This is a genomic window from Sphingopyxis sp. SE2 (assembly GCF_032227185.1).
Lineage (GTDB): Bacteria > Pseudomonadota > Alphaproteobacteria > Sphingomonadales > Sphingomonadaceae > Sphingopyxis.
Map to the genome: position 1 here is coordinate 2927955 of NZ_JAPMXW010000001.1, position 14294 is coordinate 2942248.

Below are 14294 nucleotides of genomic sequence, written 5' to 3' on the forward strand. Positions count from 1 at the left end.
CCGCGCCAGCGGCGGGGAGTCGTCCGCCGCTTCGGTCCGATGCACGCCTGTCCTCCGCATCGGTTGGCGCGTCTTCACCCCGTGGGAGCCTGAGTGTTGGCCCGGCTGATCCTGTTCAACAAGCCCTGGGGCGTGCTGTCGCAATTCACTGATCGCGGGACGCCCGAGGCGCGCGCAACGCTGTCCGACTATATCGACATCCCCGGCGTCTATCCCGCCGGGCGGCTCGACCGGGACAGCGAGGGCCTGCTGATCCTGACCGACGACGGCGCGCTGCAGGCGCGGATTTCGTCGCCGAAGCACAAGATGCCCAAAACCTATCTCGCGCAGGTCGAGGGCGAGCCCGACGACGCCGCGCTGGCGGCGCTGCGTCGCGGCGTCACGCTGAACGACGGCCCGACGCGCCCCGCGACCGTCCGCCGCATCGGCCCGCCGAAGCTGTGGGACCGCGACCCCCCGGTCCGCTACCGCAAGAGCGTGCCCGATTCATGGATCGAACTGACGATCACCGAAGGCCGCAACCGCCAGGTCCGCCGCATGACCGCCTAGTAACGTGGGGAGCGGCGGCGGTGACGGCGCGATGGCTCCGGTATGGCGGCGGGGCGGTACTGAGGCCCTGGACGACGACGGTGCGGACGCAGATCCACGGCGGCGCTGGGCGGGCGATGCGGCGGGGGTGCAGAATGCGCGGCGGGGCTGATCGAGGGGTTCGACGGGGTGGCGCTCGACGCGCAGGCCGAGGCCGAGATCGGGGCGGCGCTGCACGCGCTCGCCGCACGGCAGCGCGCGCTGATCGCCGCAGCCGACGAAGGCGGGCCCGAGGCGATCGAGGCGCAGCTGGACGATCCGGGAGTGGAGCTGGTGCGGATGGACGAGCGGGGGCTGCCCTATTACGGGCCGCTGCAGGCGTTCGAGGGGCTGGCCGATGCCGAGCCGGTGCAGCGTTTTGCGGGCGAGGCCGATTGGGTGTCGGCGGGGGACGAGATTCCCGAGGGCTATCGCGAATGGATCGAGGCGGCCGAGGCGCGCGGCGAAAGGACGCCGGCGGTGCCTTTGACGCCCGCGATGGCGGACGGGGTGGCCGAGGTGAAGAAGGTGCCGTCGTGGCGGCAGCGGCGGAAGATAAAGGCGGCGGGCCCTCCCCGCGGCGACTAAGGGAGCAAGCTCCCAAGTCTTGCTGCCCCTCCCGCAAGCGGGAGGGGTGAAGGGTGCGTCAGGCGGCGGCGGTGGCCGCCTCGCTCGGGCTTTTGCGTGTGCCGAGGCGCGGGATCAGCAGCAGGGCGCCGCCCGCGACCAGCACGAGGTTGACGATCCATGCCATCGGGTCGGCGGCGGCGAGGCCGCCGCGCAAGCTGAGGTGGACCGCGACCGCGAGCAGGGTCAGCGCGCCGGTGGCGAGGCGGCCGATGCGCGAGAGGCTCGGCGCGGCGAGGCGGATCGCGGCGGCGAGGAAGAGCAGGTTGACGGCGAGCCAGGCGCCGATCGCGATCGCGGCGCTGATGGTGGCGAGCCCCGCGACGGCGGCGGCGGCCATCCCCGCGGGCTGGCCCCACACGGTCGCGGCCCAGGCGCGTTCCCAGCGCGGCGCGGGGCGGCCCTTGTCGCGGCGGCGCGCGAGCCAGATGTTGACCCCGCTCGCGGCCAGATAGGTCAGCGCGAGGCCGAGCGCGAAATAGACGACCTTTACAATTCCCCCGCCGAACCAGCCGAAATGGAGCTGGCCCATGCCGCCGAGCAGATCCTCGCCGAGATTATTGTCGGCGGCCTTTTGCACATTGTAGAGGCTCGCGTCGCGGCGGAAGGCATAGCTGTCGGTGCCCGCCATGCGATCGGGCTGCTTGACGTTGAACAGCGCGGCGCCGCCCCGCTCGGTCGGATGTTCGGTGAAGATATAGGTGATACGGCCGCCGTCCCGCGGCAGCTTGGCGAACATGGGCCTCAAGTCGAGCACCGGCGCGGGGCGCGGATCGTCGACCGGCGGCGGCGGGAAGAAGAGCGCATAGACCTTGTTCGCGTCGCCGTTGAACATCGCCATGCCGAGCACCCCGACGATGATCGTCGTGAGCCCGAGGAAGGCGCCGGTCAGCGAGATGATGATGTGGAAGGGCAGCGCCCAGACGCCGAGCCGGTTGTGGAGATCGGCCTCCTGCAGCCGCTTCGACCCGCCGAGCCGGAGGTGGAAGGCGTCGCGGAAGATGCGCGGGTGCGCGAGGATGCCCGAGATGAGCGAGGACAGCAAAGCGACCCCGATCAGCCCGACGAGGAAGATGCCCCAGGTGACGGGGAGGTGGAGGTTGATGTGCAGGCGCGTGATGAACTCGGTCCACGCAAATTCTTGTCCGGGGACGATCTTGCCGCTGGCGTCGGCGAGGAATTCGCGGTCGGTATCGGCGTCGACGTGGAGGAGGAGGCGCGGGAAATCGGCCGAGGGGAGCGTGATATAGACATGCTCGACCCCCGGCCCGCCCGCGGCGATCGCGCCCGCGAAGGCGGTCTGCACCGCGTCGGGGCTGGCGGTGGCGAGGTGCGGGCCGGCGGCGCTTTCCCAGCGCTGGAATTCGTGCGCGAAGACCGCGAGGCTGCCCGACAGGCAGATGAGGTAGATGAGGGCGGCGAAGGCGAGGCCGAGGCTGCTGTGGCCGCGGAGCACCGCGCGGACGAAGCCCGCGGGGATGCGCGACATCAGATCCTTTTTCTTCGCGGGTTTCGGGGGCTTGGAGGCGGCGGTCATGCGAAGCCCTTCACGATGGCGGCGGTGAAGCTGATAATGGCGACGCCGGTGAGCACGGCGGTCGCGCGGAGGATGCGGTTGTCGGCGAGCGTCCACGCCATGCAGCCGCCCCAGATGAGGGGGACGAGGAGCCCGCCGACGACGAGCCGCGTCTGCTGCTCGCCGGGGACGAGCGCGGCCCAAGCGATGCCGACGCCCATCGCGGCGATCATCCCGATCGGGCCCGCGAGCAGCCAGCGCAGCGTCTCGCGCCCCTTTGTGGTCGCGCGGTCGGAGGGTTCGGGGGCGAGGCTTTCGCGCGCGGCGCGCGCCTTCGCCTGCCGGATGCTGTAGTTCGCCGCGACGACGGCGAGCGCGGCGGTGGAGACGATCGCGAGCGCGATGAAGGGCCCGCGCGCGGGGCCGAGGAGCCAGGCGGGGAAGACGATCGCGGCGGCGATCAGCAGCCAGCCGGCGGCGACGAGCCCGCTCTGCTGCGTCTTGCCCTGCCACGAACGGCGGAGCAGCCACGCGCCCGCGCCCGCCGCGACGGCGATCAGCAGCGACGGCAAAAGCGCCGGCGTGTCTTGCATATGTCCCCCTATTCTCGTGGCCTCACTATTGACTCGCATTCGCAATAGCAATAGCGCGCCCGTCGATAGCGAAGCGGGGAGCTAAAGACAATGATCAACTATGCGCGGCCGGTGCTGGCCCTGATGCTCGCGGGCGCGGCGATGCCCGTCCATGCCGAAGAGGCTGCAATGGCGGCGGCGGGTGCCGATGCGGGCGCGGCGGGCGAGATCGTCGTCACGGGCATGAAGTTCGACCGCACGTTGCAGGACACGCCCGAAAGCGTGAAAGTGTTCACCGCCGAAGAGATCGACCGGCAGAATCTGGTCAATGTCTATGACCTGATCGACCGCACCGCGAACCTCTCCTCCTCCTTCGCCGAATCGGGTTTCAACATCCGCGGCATTTCGAACAATAATGTCTCGGGCTATGGCTTCGGCGACCTCGCGACCATCTATCTCGACGGATCGCCGCTGCCGGGCGAGGCGGCGGGCGGCGGGCCGCTCGACCTGTGGGACCTCGAACAGGTCGAAATCCTGCGCGGGCCGCAGTCGACCTTGCAGGGACGCAACGCGCTCGCGGGCGCGATCATCCTCAAGACCGCCGACCCGAGCTTCGACTGGCGCGGCAAGGCGCGCGCGATGATCACCGACGCGAACGGCGAATATCGCCTCGCCGCGGCGGTCGGCGGGCCGATCGCGGGCGATGTGCTCGCCTTTCGCGTCGCGGGCGAGATCGCGCGCGGCGACGGGCTGGTCACCAACCGGCTGAACGGCGGCAATTACGACAAGACGAATAGCGAGGTTCTGCGGACCAAGCTGCTCTTCACCCCGGCGGGCGCCGACGGGCTGCAGGTCAAACTCTCCTATCTTTACGACCGGCATTTCGGCAACAAGGGGCGCGGCTATGTGTTCAGCGACGTGCCCGACGCCTTCGACAAGCGTTTCGTCGAAGCGAACCGGCCGACCTTCACGCGGACGAGCACCGACCTGTTCACCGCCGATCTGTCGCTGCCGCTCGGCAATATCTTCACCCTGTCGTCGGTGAGCACGTACAACCACCTCAAGACCTTTTCGACCTATGACGGCGAATTGCGCCCCGAGGATGAGGCCTATGGCGATTTCGCGACCAACCAGAAAAGCTACAGCCAGGAGGTGCGGCTGAACTTCGACACCGGTCCGCTGCAGGGGCTGATCGGCGGCTATTATTCGCGGCTGAAGAACCCGCGGTCGGATTCGAACAGCATTTTCAGCCTCGACCCCGACGCCGACCTCGGGCTGACGCCGCAGGTCGCGGCGATCCTTCAGAGCCAGTTCGGACTGCCCGCCGATCAGGCGCTCTTCCTCGCGCAGCAGGCGCGCCAGCTCTACCCGCCGCGCATCTTCATCGCGTCGGACCAGCGCTATGCGATCGACGTCGAGACGATGGCGCTGTTCGGCGACGCGAGCTTCGAGGTCGCGCCGGGGCTGAAGCTGCTCGCGGGTTTCCGCTACGATCATGAGCGGCAGAAGGTCGCGAACGACAATGTCGTCATACTCAACACCCTACTGCCCGACCCCGCCGACTATGCGTCCGATCCGCTGCTCGCGGGGATTATCCAGACGGTGAACGGCGTGCTGCAGCAGCAGGTCGACAATGCGAACAGCAGCGGCCCCCAGTCGACGACGACCTACAAGGCGTTCCTGCCCAAGGGCGGCGTGTCGTGGGAGGTCGCACCCGACAAGACATTGAGCGCGATCGTCCAGCGAGGCTATCGTTCGGGGGGCAGCGGGGTGAACCCCGGGCGCGCGACGACGCATGTCTATGACCCCGAATATACGTGGAATTACGAGCTGTCGCTGCGCACGCAATGGCTCGACCGGCGGCTGACCCTCAACGCCAACGCCTTCTACATCGACTGGAAGGACCAGCAGGTTTACGTCCAGCTTTCCGACAATGTCTATGATTACGAGACGCAGAACGCGGGCAGCTCGCGCGTCTGGGGTTTCGAGGTCGAGAGCGATTTCGACGTTACCGAGCGGCTGAACGTCTATGGCTCGGTCGGCTATGCGAACAGCAAGTTCCTCGATTTCGAGACGACGGGCGGTCAGGTGCTCGATCTGTCGGGCTTCGAATTCGCCAACGCGCCGCGCTGGACCTGGGCCGCGGGTTTCGACTGGCGCCATCCGTCGGGGTTCAGCGCCAACGTCAACGTCAATTACCGCGGCGCGCAGTTCCAGGACATCCGCGACCAGAGCGGCGGCCGCGACGTGCCTTCGCGCACTTTGGTCAACGCCAAGATCGGCTATGGCAATGATTATTTCGGCGCCTATCTGGTCGCGACGAACATCTTCGACGACGAATATTACGACTATCAATATGAAAATGGCGGCCGGATGCAGGCGCTGTTCGGCGAACCGCGGATGATCGGGCTGGCCTTCGAGGGGCGCTTCTGAGGCGCGTCGTTCACGCTGAAATCGTCATCCCGGCGAAGGCCGGGATCTCACCGTCCCGGTCATACGCACCGGCGGGATCCCGGCCTTCGCCGGGATGACGGGGTTGGGGGAGCCAGTGCTTCCTGATCAATCAGCTGCACGCTTCTTCCGAGGCGGGCACCGGGTCGTAATGTTTATCCCACCAGGTCTTCCATCGGTCCTCGAGCGCCGCGAAATCGTCGGCGGAGAGGTCGTAGGTGGTGAGGATCGCCATGCCGCGGCCGTGCGGCGCGCTGTCCTTCACCGACTTGTCGGTGACGATCAGCAGGCCGTTCCCCCATTGCGGGACGGTGAGCCCGATCTGCCATGGCGTGCGGTGCCACGCCTGCCCCACCACCGTGTCGCCGGTGGGCAGCGTCGCGGCGTGCGGCTGGCCGTCGGGGATGTCGCGGAAGTCGGCGAGCCCGAGCGCGGCGGTCGGCCCCGACCCGCCGCGTTTCGCATGGCCCGAGAAATAAAGCGTGCGGCGCGGCGCGATACCATGCCGCTCGATCGCGAGGCGCAACTGCTGGACGAAGCTGATCCAGCCTTCGACCATATCCTCGTAAATGCCGTCCCAGTCCTTGCCCGCGGGTTCGGCGCGCACGACGCGAAAGATGGTTTCCTGCCCGCGCGGCTCGATCTCGAAGCGGTCGGGAACACCCTCGAACCACAGGATGCCCGCCTCCTTGTCGGGCCGGGCATATTGGAAAAAGATATAGTCGATCTCGTCGCGCAGGCTGTCAGCTTCCCAGCCGAACCAGTTGTAGAGTTTGTCACGGTCCTGCAGCGCGTCCCACACCTGATCGGCGGGCGCGGAGATCGTCATTTCGACGAGGATGCGGTCGACGGTGGGCTGGTCGGATGTTTCGGTCATCGCTGGTCTCCCTAATTGATCGCAGGGGTGCTCAAGGTGCCGGCGGCGGGATGACCGGCGATGGTGACGCGGTAACGGCGGCCCTTTCCGGGCGGGGCGTAATCGGCCGCGATCGTCGATACCGCTTCCGACAATCGCGCTGCGAAATCGTCGATGTCGGCGGGCTTGGTGAAGCCGACGTCGGCCTCGATCGTGAAGGTCAAAAGCCGGCTGCCTTCATCGGCGGCGACGGCGCGCATCCGCGACACCTCGCGCACGATGCCCGCGGCGGTGCGCACGAGATGGTCGGCGGCGAAACGGTCCTGCTTGTCGACGGCGCCCGGATCGGGCGGGGCGAGGAGCATCGGGTCGATGACGAGCGCGTCGCTCGCGCGTTCGAACACTATCTCGGTGAAGCCGCGGCGTTTGCGCGTTTCGGCTCTCGCGATCAGCCCCGCCTTTTCGAGGATGCCGAGGTGATAGCCGATCTTTTGCCGCGGCAGGCCGAGCGCCTCGCTGAGCGCCGCCGCCGAGGCGGGCACATGGAGCCGCGCGAGCAATTCGCGCCGCAGCGGCGACAGCGCCGCGCGCGCGGTGGCGGCGTCGTCGACGAGGGCGAGCGAGTCGGACATGCTGCGTGATTACAATTGACAAATAAATTTGTCAATTTGGAGGCGGCTGAGGCTGTCCTGCGGAACTGGTCGATGAGCGGGCTGCGTGCGCGCGGATAGGCCGGCGTGGGGGTCCGAACCGGTATCGGGCGCCCGAGGCACCCGATACCGGTCGCGGGGGGATCAGAATTTCAGCCGCGCCCCGACATAGAATTGACGGCCATTGTCGTAGATCGCGCGCGGGCGGTCGCGCGTGCCCGAATATTGCTCGATCTTCTCGTTGGTCAGGTTCACCGCGTCGGCGGTGAGCGCGATATTGTCGGTGATGTTGACGCTGACCGACGCGTCGAGCGACGAGAGCGCGGCCTGATTGAGCGGCGCGGCGCGGTCGATGTCGATGAAGAATTTCGACCGGTAGTTATACGAGAGCCGCGCGCTGACGAGGTCATTCTCATAATAGCCCGTCAGGTTGAGCGAATGTTTCGAATTGCCCGGGATCGGGTCGCCATTGTCGGCCTTGGCGTCCGAATAGGTGTAGTTGACCACCGCGCCGAAGCCGCCCCAGATCGGGCGCGACACCTGGAATTCGAAGCCCTGGTTGCGCCCGCCGTCGCCGTTGCTGCGCCGGTTGATCTGATAGGGGCAGTTGAACAGGTTCGGGTTGCCGCCCGGCGCCGCGACGCAGCCCGCGGGCTCGGACCCCGGCACGAAGACGCTCGGCAATATTTCGGTCGAGGTCGTGTTGACGATGTAGGATTCGATATCCTTGTAGAAGGCGGCGAGCGCGACGATCGTCTCGCGGTCGGGATACCATTCGATCGACAGGTCGTACTGGTTCGCGCGATAGGGATCGAGGTTCGGATCGCCGCCGCGCCCTGTGAGCAGCGTGCCGTTGAGGTCGACGCCGGGGGTGATGTCGACGAAATCGGGGCGCGTCACCGTCTTGCCCGCGGCGAAGCGCAGCACGACCTGATCGGAGAGGTCGACCGACAGGTTCGCGCTCGGCAAGATGTCGGTGTAGGAGCGTTTCGCGCGCGACGGGGTGAAGCCGCCGAACGGGTTGGTGAATTCGGGGTTCGCACCGCCGATGATGAAGCCGTCCGACGTCTGCTTGGTTTCGATCACGCGCACGCCGACATTGCCGCGCCAGCCGTCGCCGCCGAATTTGGCGAGGCCGTAGCCGCCCCACGCCTTTTCGTTGATCGAGTAAGTGTTGCCGGGAACGAGGAAGCGGTCGTTCGAGGGCGACGTCGACGCGCCATAGATGGCGCGCAGCTTGGCGGGATCGACGCGCCAATAGTCGCGGAGCGTGCCGGGCGAGGCGATATTGTCCAAGAAATCGCCGGGCATGCCGCCGCCGGTCGCGAAATCGGCCGAGGTGCACGGCGCGCCGTCGCAGCGCAGTCCGGGCGTGAAGACGCCGCCGTTGGTCGCGAAGCGCTCGGCGACGCGGTCGTGATCGGTATATTTGACCCCGAATTTGAGCGCGGTGAGCGGGCCCCATTCAACCTGTTTTTCGATGTCGAGGTAGAAATATTTCTCCTCATCGTCGTTGGTGACCGACTGGATGCGCCCGAAATCGGGGCGGATCCCCGCGGGATTGAGCGGGTCGGGGTTCGCGAAGCTCACCTCCGGCCGGCCGCTGGTGAGGTCGTAGCTGAAGGCGCCGGGACCGGCGAATTCGATGAAATTCTCGTTGCTCGTGTCGCCGTTCGCCTTGGTCCAGCCGGCCTTGAAATGGACCGAAAGGCTGTCGGTCGGACGGTAGGTCAGGTCGAAATCGGCCGAGACGGTCTTGGCGACCGCTTGCCGGTCGATCGCATCATAAACGACGCCGAAGCCCGTCGTGCCGCCATTCGCCGAGGCTATGTCGCCCGACACCGCGACGCCGTCCTGCACCACGGCGTTGCTGATCGTGCCGCCGCCGGCGAGCGCCTGTTCGCCCCACGCGATGTAATTCTGGTTGAAATTGTCGGCGTTGAAGCGCGAATAAAGCCCGGTGATGTTGATCTCGAGCGCGTCCGACGGGCGGAACTGGATGCCGACATTGGCGCCATAGCGTTCGCGATTCTGTTCGAACATCGTCGAGCCGATCAGCGTCGGGACGAGCGCGCTCTGTCCGCCGCCGACGGGGAAGGAACGGTAGCCGAAGATTTCGAGCCCGTCGCGGCGCGTGCGGCGCTTCTGGTAGATCGCGCCGACCAGCACGCCGAAACTCTCGTCGGCATTCTTCCAGCTGACGAGCCCCGACACCTGCGGGTCGACCTTGCCCGACAGGTCCGAATAGGCGGCCTGCACCGACGCCGAGAGGGTGAGCGGGTCGAGGTCGAGCGGGTTGCGCGTGATGACGTTGATCGTGCCGCCGACCCCGCCTTCCTCGACGTCGGCCTGCGGGCTCTTGTACACTTCGAGGCGGCCGATGATTTCGGCGGGCAGAGTCAGATAGTTGAAGCTGCGCGTCGAGGCGACCTGATCGAGGATGAACCAGTCGGCGGTCGCGACGCTGTGGCCGTTGAGCAAAGTTTTGGTGAGGTTCGGCGCGGTGCCGCGCAGCGAAACGCGCTCGCCCTCGCCGAACTCGCGGTTGACGACGATACCGGGAACGCGCTGGAGCGCCTCGGCGACATTCTTGTCGGGAAATTTGCCGACATCCTCGGCGGTGACGACGTCGGCGATCACCGACAGGTCGCGCTTGGCATCGATCGCTTCGCGGAGCGAGCCGCGGATGCCGGTGACGACGATTTCGCTTTCGGCCGCGGTATCGGCGGCAGGGGTTGCCTGCGCGTGGGCTGCGCCAGCGGCGAAAAGCAGCGTACCAGCGCTGGCGGATGCAAGCAGATATCTTGCATTGGTCATGTCGAGTCTCCCTTTTTGGATCGTAGATCGAATATCTTTCCGATTTCCGGGGAAACTTATACATACCAATCTAGACGTCAAGTCCCTTATGGCGCGAACGTCCACCGGTTCATGGCCATATTTGCGTGTTTTGGTATTTTATTGGTATCATTCTAATGTCTATTAGAATACTAACCAATTTCGTGCCGGGCGACTCGCGAGAGCGGCGCAATGCGGCGCGCGGCGGTCAGAAATCGGGTAGCGACTGGCTGGCGAAACCCCAGCCCTCTAGGTCGGCGCCCGCGGCGCGTTCGAGCAGCGCGTCGGCGTTCCCGATCGTCCACTGCCCCGCTTTTTCGACATCGGCAAGCGCGTCCCAGCCGATCGGCACTGCGACCGGGGCGCCTTCGCGCGCGCGCGCCGAATAGGGCATGATCGCGGTGCTGCCGCGCTGGTTGCGGAGGTAATCGATGAAAATCTTTCCCTTGCGCTTCGCCTTGCTCATCGTCGCGACATAGCGGTCGGGTTCGGCGAGGCTCAGAGCCTCGGCGAAGCGTTTCGAAAAATCCTTGTGCGCGTCCCAGCCGTGCTTCGGATCGAGCGGCACGACGACATGCACCCCCTTGCCGCCCGACAGCATCGCGAAGCTGACGAGCCCGATGTCGGCGAGCTGGCGGCGGATGTCGAGTGCGGACTTTTTGACGTCGGCGAAATCGAGCCCTTCGTCGGGGTCGAGGTCGAACACCATGCGGTCGGGCTTTTCGAGCGCGCCCACATGGCTGCCCCAGCCGTGGAACTCGATCGTCCCCATCTGGACGCAGGCGAGGATGCCGTCGGCGTCCTCGACATAGAGATAATCCTCGTGCCCCCCGTCCTTCTCGCGGATCGGAACATGGTGGACATGATCGCCGAAGCTGCCCGAATCATGCTTCTGGAAAAAGCATTTCTTCGCGCGCCCCTGCGGACAGCGGACGAGGCTGATCGGGCGGCGCGCCATGTGAGACAGCATCAGCGGCGAAATCGCGGCATAATAATCGGCAAGGTCGCCCTTGGTCGCCTTCGCTTCGGGAAAGATGACGCGGTCGCGGCTGCTGATCTTCACGTCGCTCGCCGCTTCGGGCGCCGCCTGTTCCTTCTCGGGGATCACATCCTTTGCCTCCTTGTCGCTGCGCAGGCCCAGAAAGCTCGCGTGGCGCACCGATCCGCTCGCGGTAAATTCGGCGAAGGCGATTTCGGCGACGAGTTCGGGTTTCAGCCAGTGAACCTTGCGTGCGGCGACTTTGTCGACCTCGAGCGGCGCGGTCTTGCGTTCGAGTTTCGCGAACGCCTTGGCGAGGCCGGCCATGGTGCCGGCATCGAAGCCGGTGCCGACATTGCCCTTATAGACGAGGCTGCCGCCCTCATGCTGCGCGAGGAGCAGCGACGAGAAGGGGCGCGCCCTGGTCGAGGAGGGCTTCCAGCCGACGATGATGAATTCCTGCCGCCGCGTGCATTTGACCTTCACCCAGTTTTTGGTGCGGCGGCCGACGTAAGCGGCGTCGGCGCGTTTCGAGATGATGCCTTCCTGCCCCGCGCCGCACATCGCGCCGTAGAGCGTTTCGCCCGCACCGATGACATGGTCGGCGACGGCAACGGGCGCCTTGGCGTCGCGGAGCAAGGCTTCGAGCCTTTCCTTGCGTTCGAGATTGCCGAGTTTGGCGAGCGACTTGCCGTTCTCTTCGAGCAGGTCGAAGGCGAAGAAGTGGAGCGCGGTGCCCTCGTCCTGCGCGCCGTGGCCGCGCTTGAGCACCGCCTGGAGCGAGGAGAAGTCGGGATTTCCGTCCTTGCCATAGGCGACGATCTCGCCGTCGATCAGGCACGGCGGCAGGTCGAGCGCCGCGATGTGGCGGACGAGCGGCGCGAACTTGTCGGTCCAGTCGAGGCCGTTTCTTGTGTAGACGCGCACCTCGCCGCCCGAGGCGGCGATCTGGGCGCGGTAGCCGTCATATTTGATCTCGTGAAACCAGCCGTTGCCCGCCGGCACCGCGTCGACGAGCGTCGCGAGCTGGAGCGGGCGGAATTTGGGGGGCTTGGCTTTCGGTTTGGTTTTGGCGACCTTTTTGTTGTGCGCGGCGGCGGCGGCCATCTTCTTCGCGAACGCCGCGCCCTTCGCGCCCTTCAGCGATTGTTCGCCGCGTTCGTCGCCCGCGATCTCGGCCATGGTGCGGCCGGTGAGGACGCTCGTGAGCTGGCGGCCGACAAGATCGTCGGCGCCGCCGGCGTAGGCGTCGTTCACTTTCCGCAGCAGCCAGTTCTCGCGCTTTTCGCCGGGACGCGGCTTCATGCGGACGAGCAGCCATTCGCCCTTCATCCGCTCGCCGTCGAGGGTGAAATGGAGATGGCCTTTCTCGATGTCCTTGGCGCTCTTGCCTTCGATCGGCGCCCATGTGCCCTTGTCCCACAGCATCACGCTGCCGCCGCCATATTCGCCCTTGGGGATCACGCCTTCGAAATCGGCGTAGGACATCGGATGATCTTCGGTACGCACCGCGAGGCGCTTGTCGGCGGGGTCGGCGCTCGGGCCTTTGGTCACCGCCCAGCTTTTGAGCACGCCGTCGACTTCGAGGCGGAAGTCGTAATGGAGCCGCGTCGCGTCGTGCTTCTGGACGATGAAACGGTTGCGCGCTTGACGTTTTTGGCCCTTTGCGACCTTGCCCGCGGGCTCGGGGGTCAGCTTGAAATCGCGCTTGGCGTTATACTGGGCGAGCGGGTCAGCGCGGGACATCCCCATTCTCCACTTTTGGTCCATTCTTTTCGGCCCCGTCCTCGTTGGGCCCGTCCTCGACTTCGGGCAGGCGGCGCTCGACGAAGCGGAGCAGGGTGAGCAGCATGAGCGCGAGCCCGGCGGCGATGATCACCACCGCGAAATAGCCCGCGCCGCTCGCGATACCGATCGCCGCGGTCAGCCAGATATGCGCCGCGGTGGTGAGGTTGCGCACCTCGCCGCCTTTGACGATGATCAGCCCTGCGGCGATGATGCCGATCGCCGCCGCCATGCCCTCGATCACGCGTAGCGGGTCGATCGACGAATCGGCGCCGCCGAGCTGGTTGTAGAGCGCGATCGCGACGACAGTCATCAAGGAGGAGCTGAGCGCGACCATCCCGTGCGTGCGCAGCCCGGCGTCATAGCCCTTGAGCTCGCGGTCGAGCCCGAGCAGCAACCCGACGAGCGTCGCGACGCCGAGGCGCAGCAGCACCTGCGTATCGATCGTCTCCCACCAAAGCGCCTCGTTGAGGTCCATCAGGCGCGCTTTCGTTCGGCGGTCTTTTTCGCCGGCGCCTTTTTCGCGGGCGCCGTCTTCGCCCTGCCCGCCGCCGCTTTCTTCTTGCCCTCGACCGACGCTTTCAGCGCCGCCATCAGATCGATGACGTTCGATCCACCGCTCAGCGGGCCGGGTTCCTCGACATCCTCGAGCACGCGTTTGCCCTTGGCCTTCGCCTTTTTCGCGATCACGCGCTTCAGCGCGTCGACATAATGATTATGATAGTCCGACGCGTCGAACTTGCCGCTTTTCTTGTCGATCAGCGTTTCGGCGAGGTCGAGCAGGTCGGCATCGGGCTTGGCGTTGCCGACATCGCGGAAATAATTCGCCGCCTTGTTCACCTCGTCGGCGTAGCGCAGCACTTCGAGCACGAGGCCCTTGCCGCACGGACGCAGCCCGACGAGCTGCTCCTGCCCGCGCACCGACAGCTGGCCGAGCCCGACCTTCTTCGTGCGCTTCAGCGCCTCGCGCAGGACGATATAGGCTTCCTCGGCCAGCTCGTCGGCGGGGACGACATAATAGGGCTTGGCATAATAGAGGATGTCGATCTCGCCCGCGTCGACGAACTGGAGCAGTTCGAGGGTGCGCTTGCTCTCGAGCTTGACCGCCTCGATCTCCTCCTCGTCGAGCAGGACATAATTGCCCTTCGACGTCTCGTACCCCTTGACGATGTCGTCGGTGTCGATCGGCCCGATGCCGGGCACGACCTTTTCATATTTGACCGGCTTGCCGCTCGGTTCGTGGATCTGGCGGAAGCTGATCGCGGCGCCCGATTTGGTCGCGGCGTAGATTTCGACCGGGATCGACACCAGCGCGAGCCGGATTTGTCCCTTCCAATAGGCGCGTGCGGCCATGCCACTCCCTTTCGCTGTCCCGACTCCAAATGTTCGGCGCGGCGAGGGGTTCCGTCGCAGGGGGCGACCCCAAATCCGTTTGTGCTGAGCTTGTCGAAGCACC

At 66.2% G+C, this 14294-nt stretch carries 10 protein-coding genes and 1 pseudogene; 3 read left to right on the forward strand and 8 right to left on the reverse strand.

Features of this window, described 5'->3' with window-relative positions; translation table 11 throughout:
• Nucleotides 1-96: 96 nt before the first annotated feature.
• A pseudogene (locus OVY29_RS14030) lies at nucleotides 97-546 on the forward strand (pseudouridine synthase); the annotation flags it as partial.
• A gap of 171 nt (nucleotides 547-717) precedes the next feature.
• The gene (locus OVY29_RS14035) at nucleotides 718-1155 is read left to right on the forward strand and encodes a hypothetical protein (protein ID WP_313911588.1); all 438 of its coding nucleotides are present in this window, start codon (nucleotides 718-720) and stop codon (nucleotides 1153-1155) included.
• A 58-nt stretch (nucleotides 1156-1213) separates the two neighbouring features.
• On the opposite strand, the gene OVY29_RS14040 is transcribed toward OVY29_RS14035, so the two are convergent.
• Nucleotides 1214-2731, reverse strand: a complete 1518-nt coding sequence (locus OVY29_RS14040; RefSeq protein ID WP_313911589.1) for a PepSY-associated TM helix domain-containing protein — start codon at nucleotides 2729-2731, stop codon at nucleotides 1214-1216.
• On the reverse strand, nucleotides 2728-3303 hold the full coding sequence (locus OVY29_RS14045; protein ID WP_037556337.1) for a hypothetical protein: 576 nt from the start codon (nucleotides 3301-3303) through the stop codon (nucleotides 2728-2730). Before OVY29_RS14045 ends, OVY29_RS14040 begins: the two co-directional genes overlap by 4 nt.
• A gap of 90 nt (nucleotides 3304-3393) precedes the next feature.
• On the opposite strand from OVY29_RS14045, the gene OVY29_RS14050 reads away from it, so the two are divergent.
• The gene (locus tag OVY29_RS14050; RefSeq protein WP_313911590.1) at nucleotides 3394-5715 is read left to right on the forward strand and encodes a TonB-dependent receptor; all 2322 of its coding nucleotides are present in this window, start codon (nucleotides 3394-3396) and stop codon (nucleotides 5713-5715) included.
• Nucleotides 5716-5845: 130 nt separating this feature from the next.
• Here the strand turns inward: OVY29_RS14050 and OVY29_RS14055 are convergent, their stop codons facing one another.
• The 6 genes from OVY29_RS14055 to OVY29_RS14080 all read right to left on the reverse strand — a co-directional run bounded on the left by OVY29_RS14055 (nucleotide 5846) and on the right by OVY29_RS14080 (nucleotide 14191).
• Entirely contained in the window at nucleotides 5846-6610 is a 765-nt protein-coding gene (locus OVY29_RS14055) for an SRPBCC family protein (protein WP_052182343.1), read from the reverse strand.
• Between the two features lie 11 nt (nucleotides 6611-6621).
• A complete protein-coding gene (locus OVY29_RS14060; protein ID WP_037556334.1) occupies nucleotides 6622-7221 on the reverse strand; it encodes a winged helix-turn-helix domain-containing protein in 600 nt (199 codons plus the stop codon).
• Between the two features lie 162 nt (nucleotides 7222-7383).
• The gene (locus tag OVY29_RS14065) at nucleotides 7384-10056 is read right to left on the reverse strand and encodes a TonB-dependent receptor (RefSeq protein WP_052182342.1); all 2673 of its coding nucleotides are present in this window, start codon (nucleotides 10054-10056) and stop codon (nucleotides 7384-7386) included.
• 226 nt (nucleotides 10057-10282) lie between these two features.
• Nucleotides 10283-12799, reverse strand: a complete 2517-nt coding sequence (gene ligD / locus OVY29_RS14070; protein WP_037556351.1) for a DNA ligase D — start codon at nucleotides 12797-12799, stop codon at nucleotides 10283-10285.
• Entirely contained in the window at nucleotides 12786-13316 is a 531-nt protein-coding gene (locus OVY29_RS14075; protein ID WP_081933139.1) for an MgtC/SapB family protein, read from the reverse strand. Before OVY29_RS14075 ends, ligD begins: the two co-directional genes overlap by 14 nt.
• Nucleotides 13316-14191: a Ku protein gene (locus tag OVY29_RS14080; RefSeq protein ID WP_037556333.1), complete on the reverse strand. Its 876-nt coding sequence runs from the start codon at nucleotides 14189-14191 to the stop codon at nucleotides 13316-13318. The genes OVY29_RS14075 and OVY29_RS14080 overlap by 1 nt, the downstream gene beginning before the upstream one ends.
• Nucleotides 14192-14294 lie beyond the last annotated feature (103 nt).

What these genes read in the sequence shown, in the direction of transcription:
- OVY29_RS14050 (WP_313911590.1), top strand. Translation starts at nt 3,394, where the DNA reads ATGATCAACTATGCGCGGCCGGTGCTGGCCCTGATGCTCGCGGGCGCG.
- ligD (WP_037556351.1), bottom strand. Translation starts at nt 12,799, where the DNA reads ATGTCCCGCGCTGACCCGCTCGCCCAGTATAACGCCAAGCGCGATTTC.
- OVY29_RS14075 (WP_081933139.1), bottom strand. Translation starts at nt 13,316, where the DNA reads ATGGACCTCAACGAGGCGCTTTGGTGGGAGACGATCGATACGCAGGTG.
- OVY29_RS14065 (WP_052182342.1), bottom strand. Translation starts at nt 10,056, where the DNA reads ATGACCAATGCAAGATATCTGCTTGCATCCGCCAGCGCTGGTACGCTG.
- OVY29_RS14060 (WP_037556334.1), bottom strand. Translation starts at nt 7,221, where the DNA reads ATGTCCGACTCGCTCGCCCTCGTCGACGACGCCGCCACCGCGCGCGCG.
- OVY29_RS14040 (WP_313911589.1), bottom strand. Translation starts at nt 2,731, where the DNA reads ATGACCGCCGCCTCCAAGCCCCCGAAACCCGCGAAGAAAAAGGATCTG.
- OVY29_RS14045 (WP_037556337.1), bottom strand. Translation starts at nt 3,303, where the DNA reads ATGCAAGACACGCCGGCGCTTTTGCCGTCGCTGCTGATCGCCGTCGCG.
- OVY29_RS14080 (WP_037556333.1), bottom strand. Translation starts at nt 14,191, where the DNA reads ATGGCCGCACGCGCCTATTGGAAGGGACAAATCCGGCTCGCGCTGGTG.
- OVY29_RS14055 (WP_052182343.1), bottom strand. Translation starts at nt 6,610, where the DNA reads ATGACCGAAACATCCGACCAGCCCACCGTCGACCGCATCCTCGTCGAA.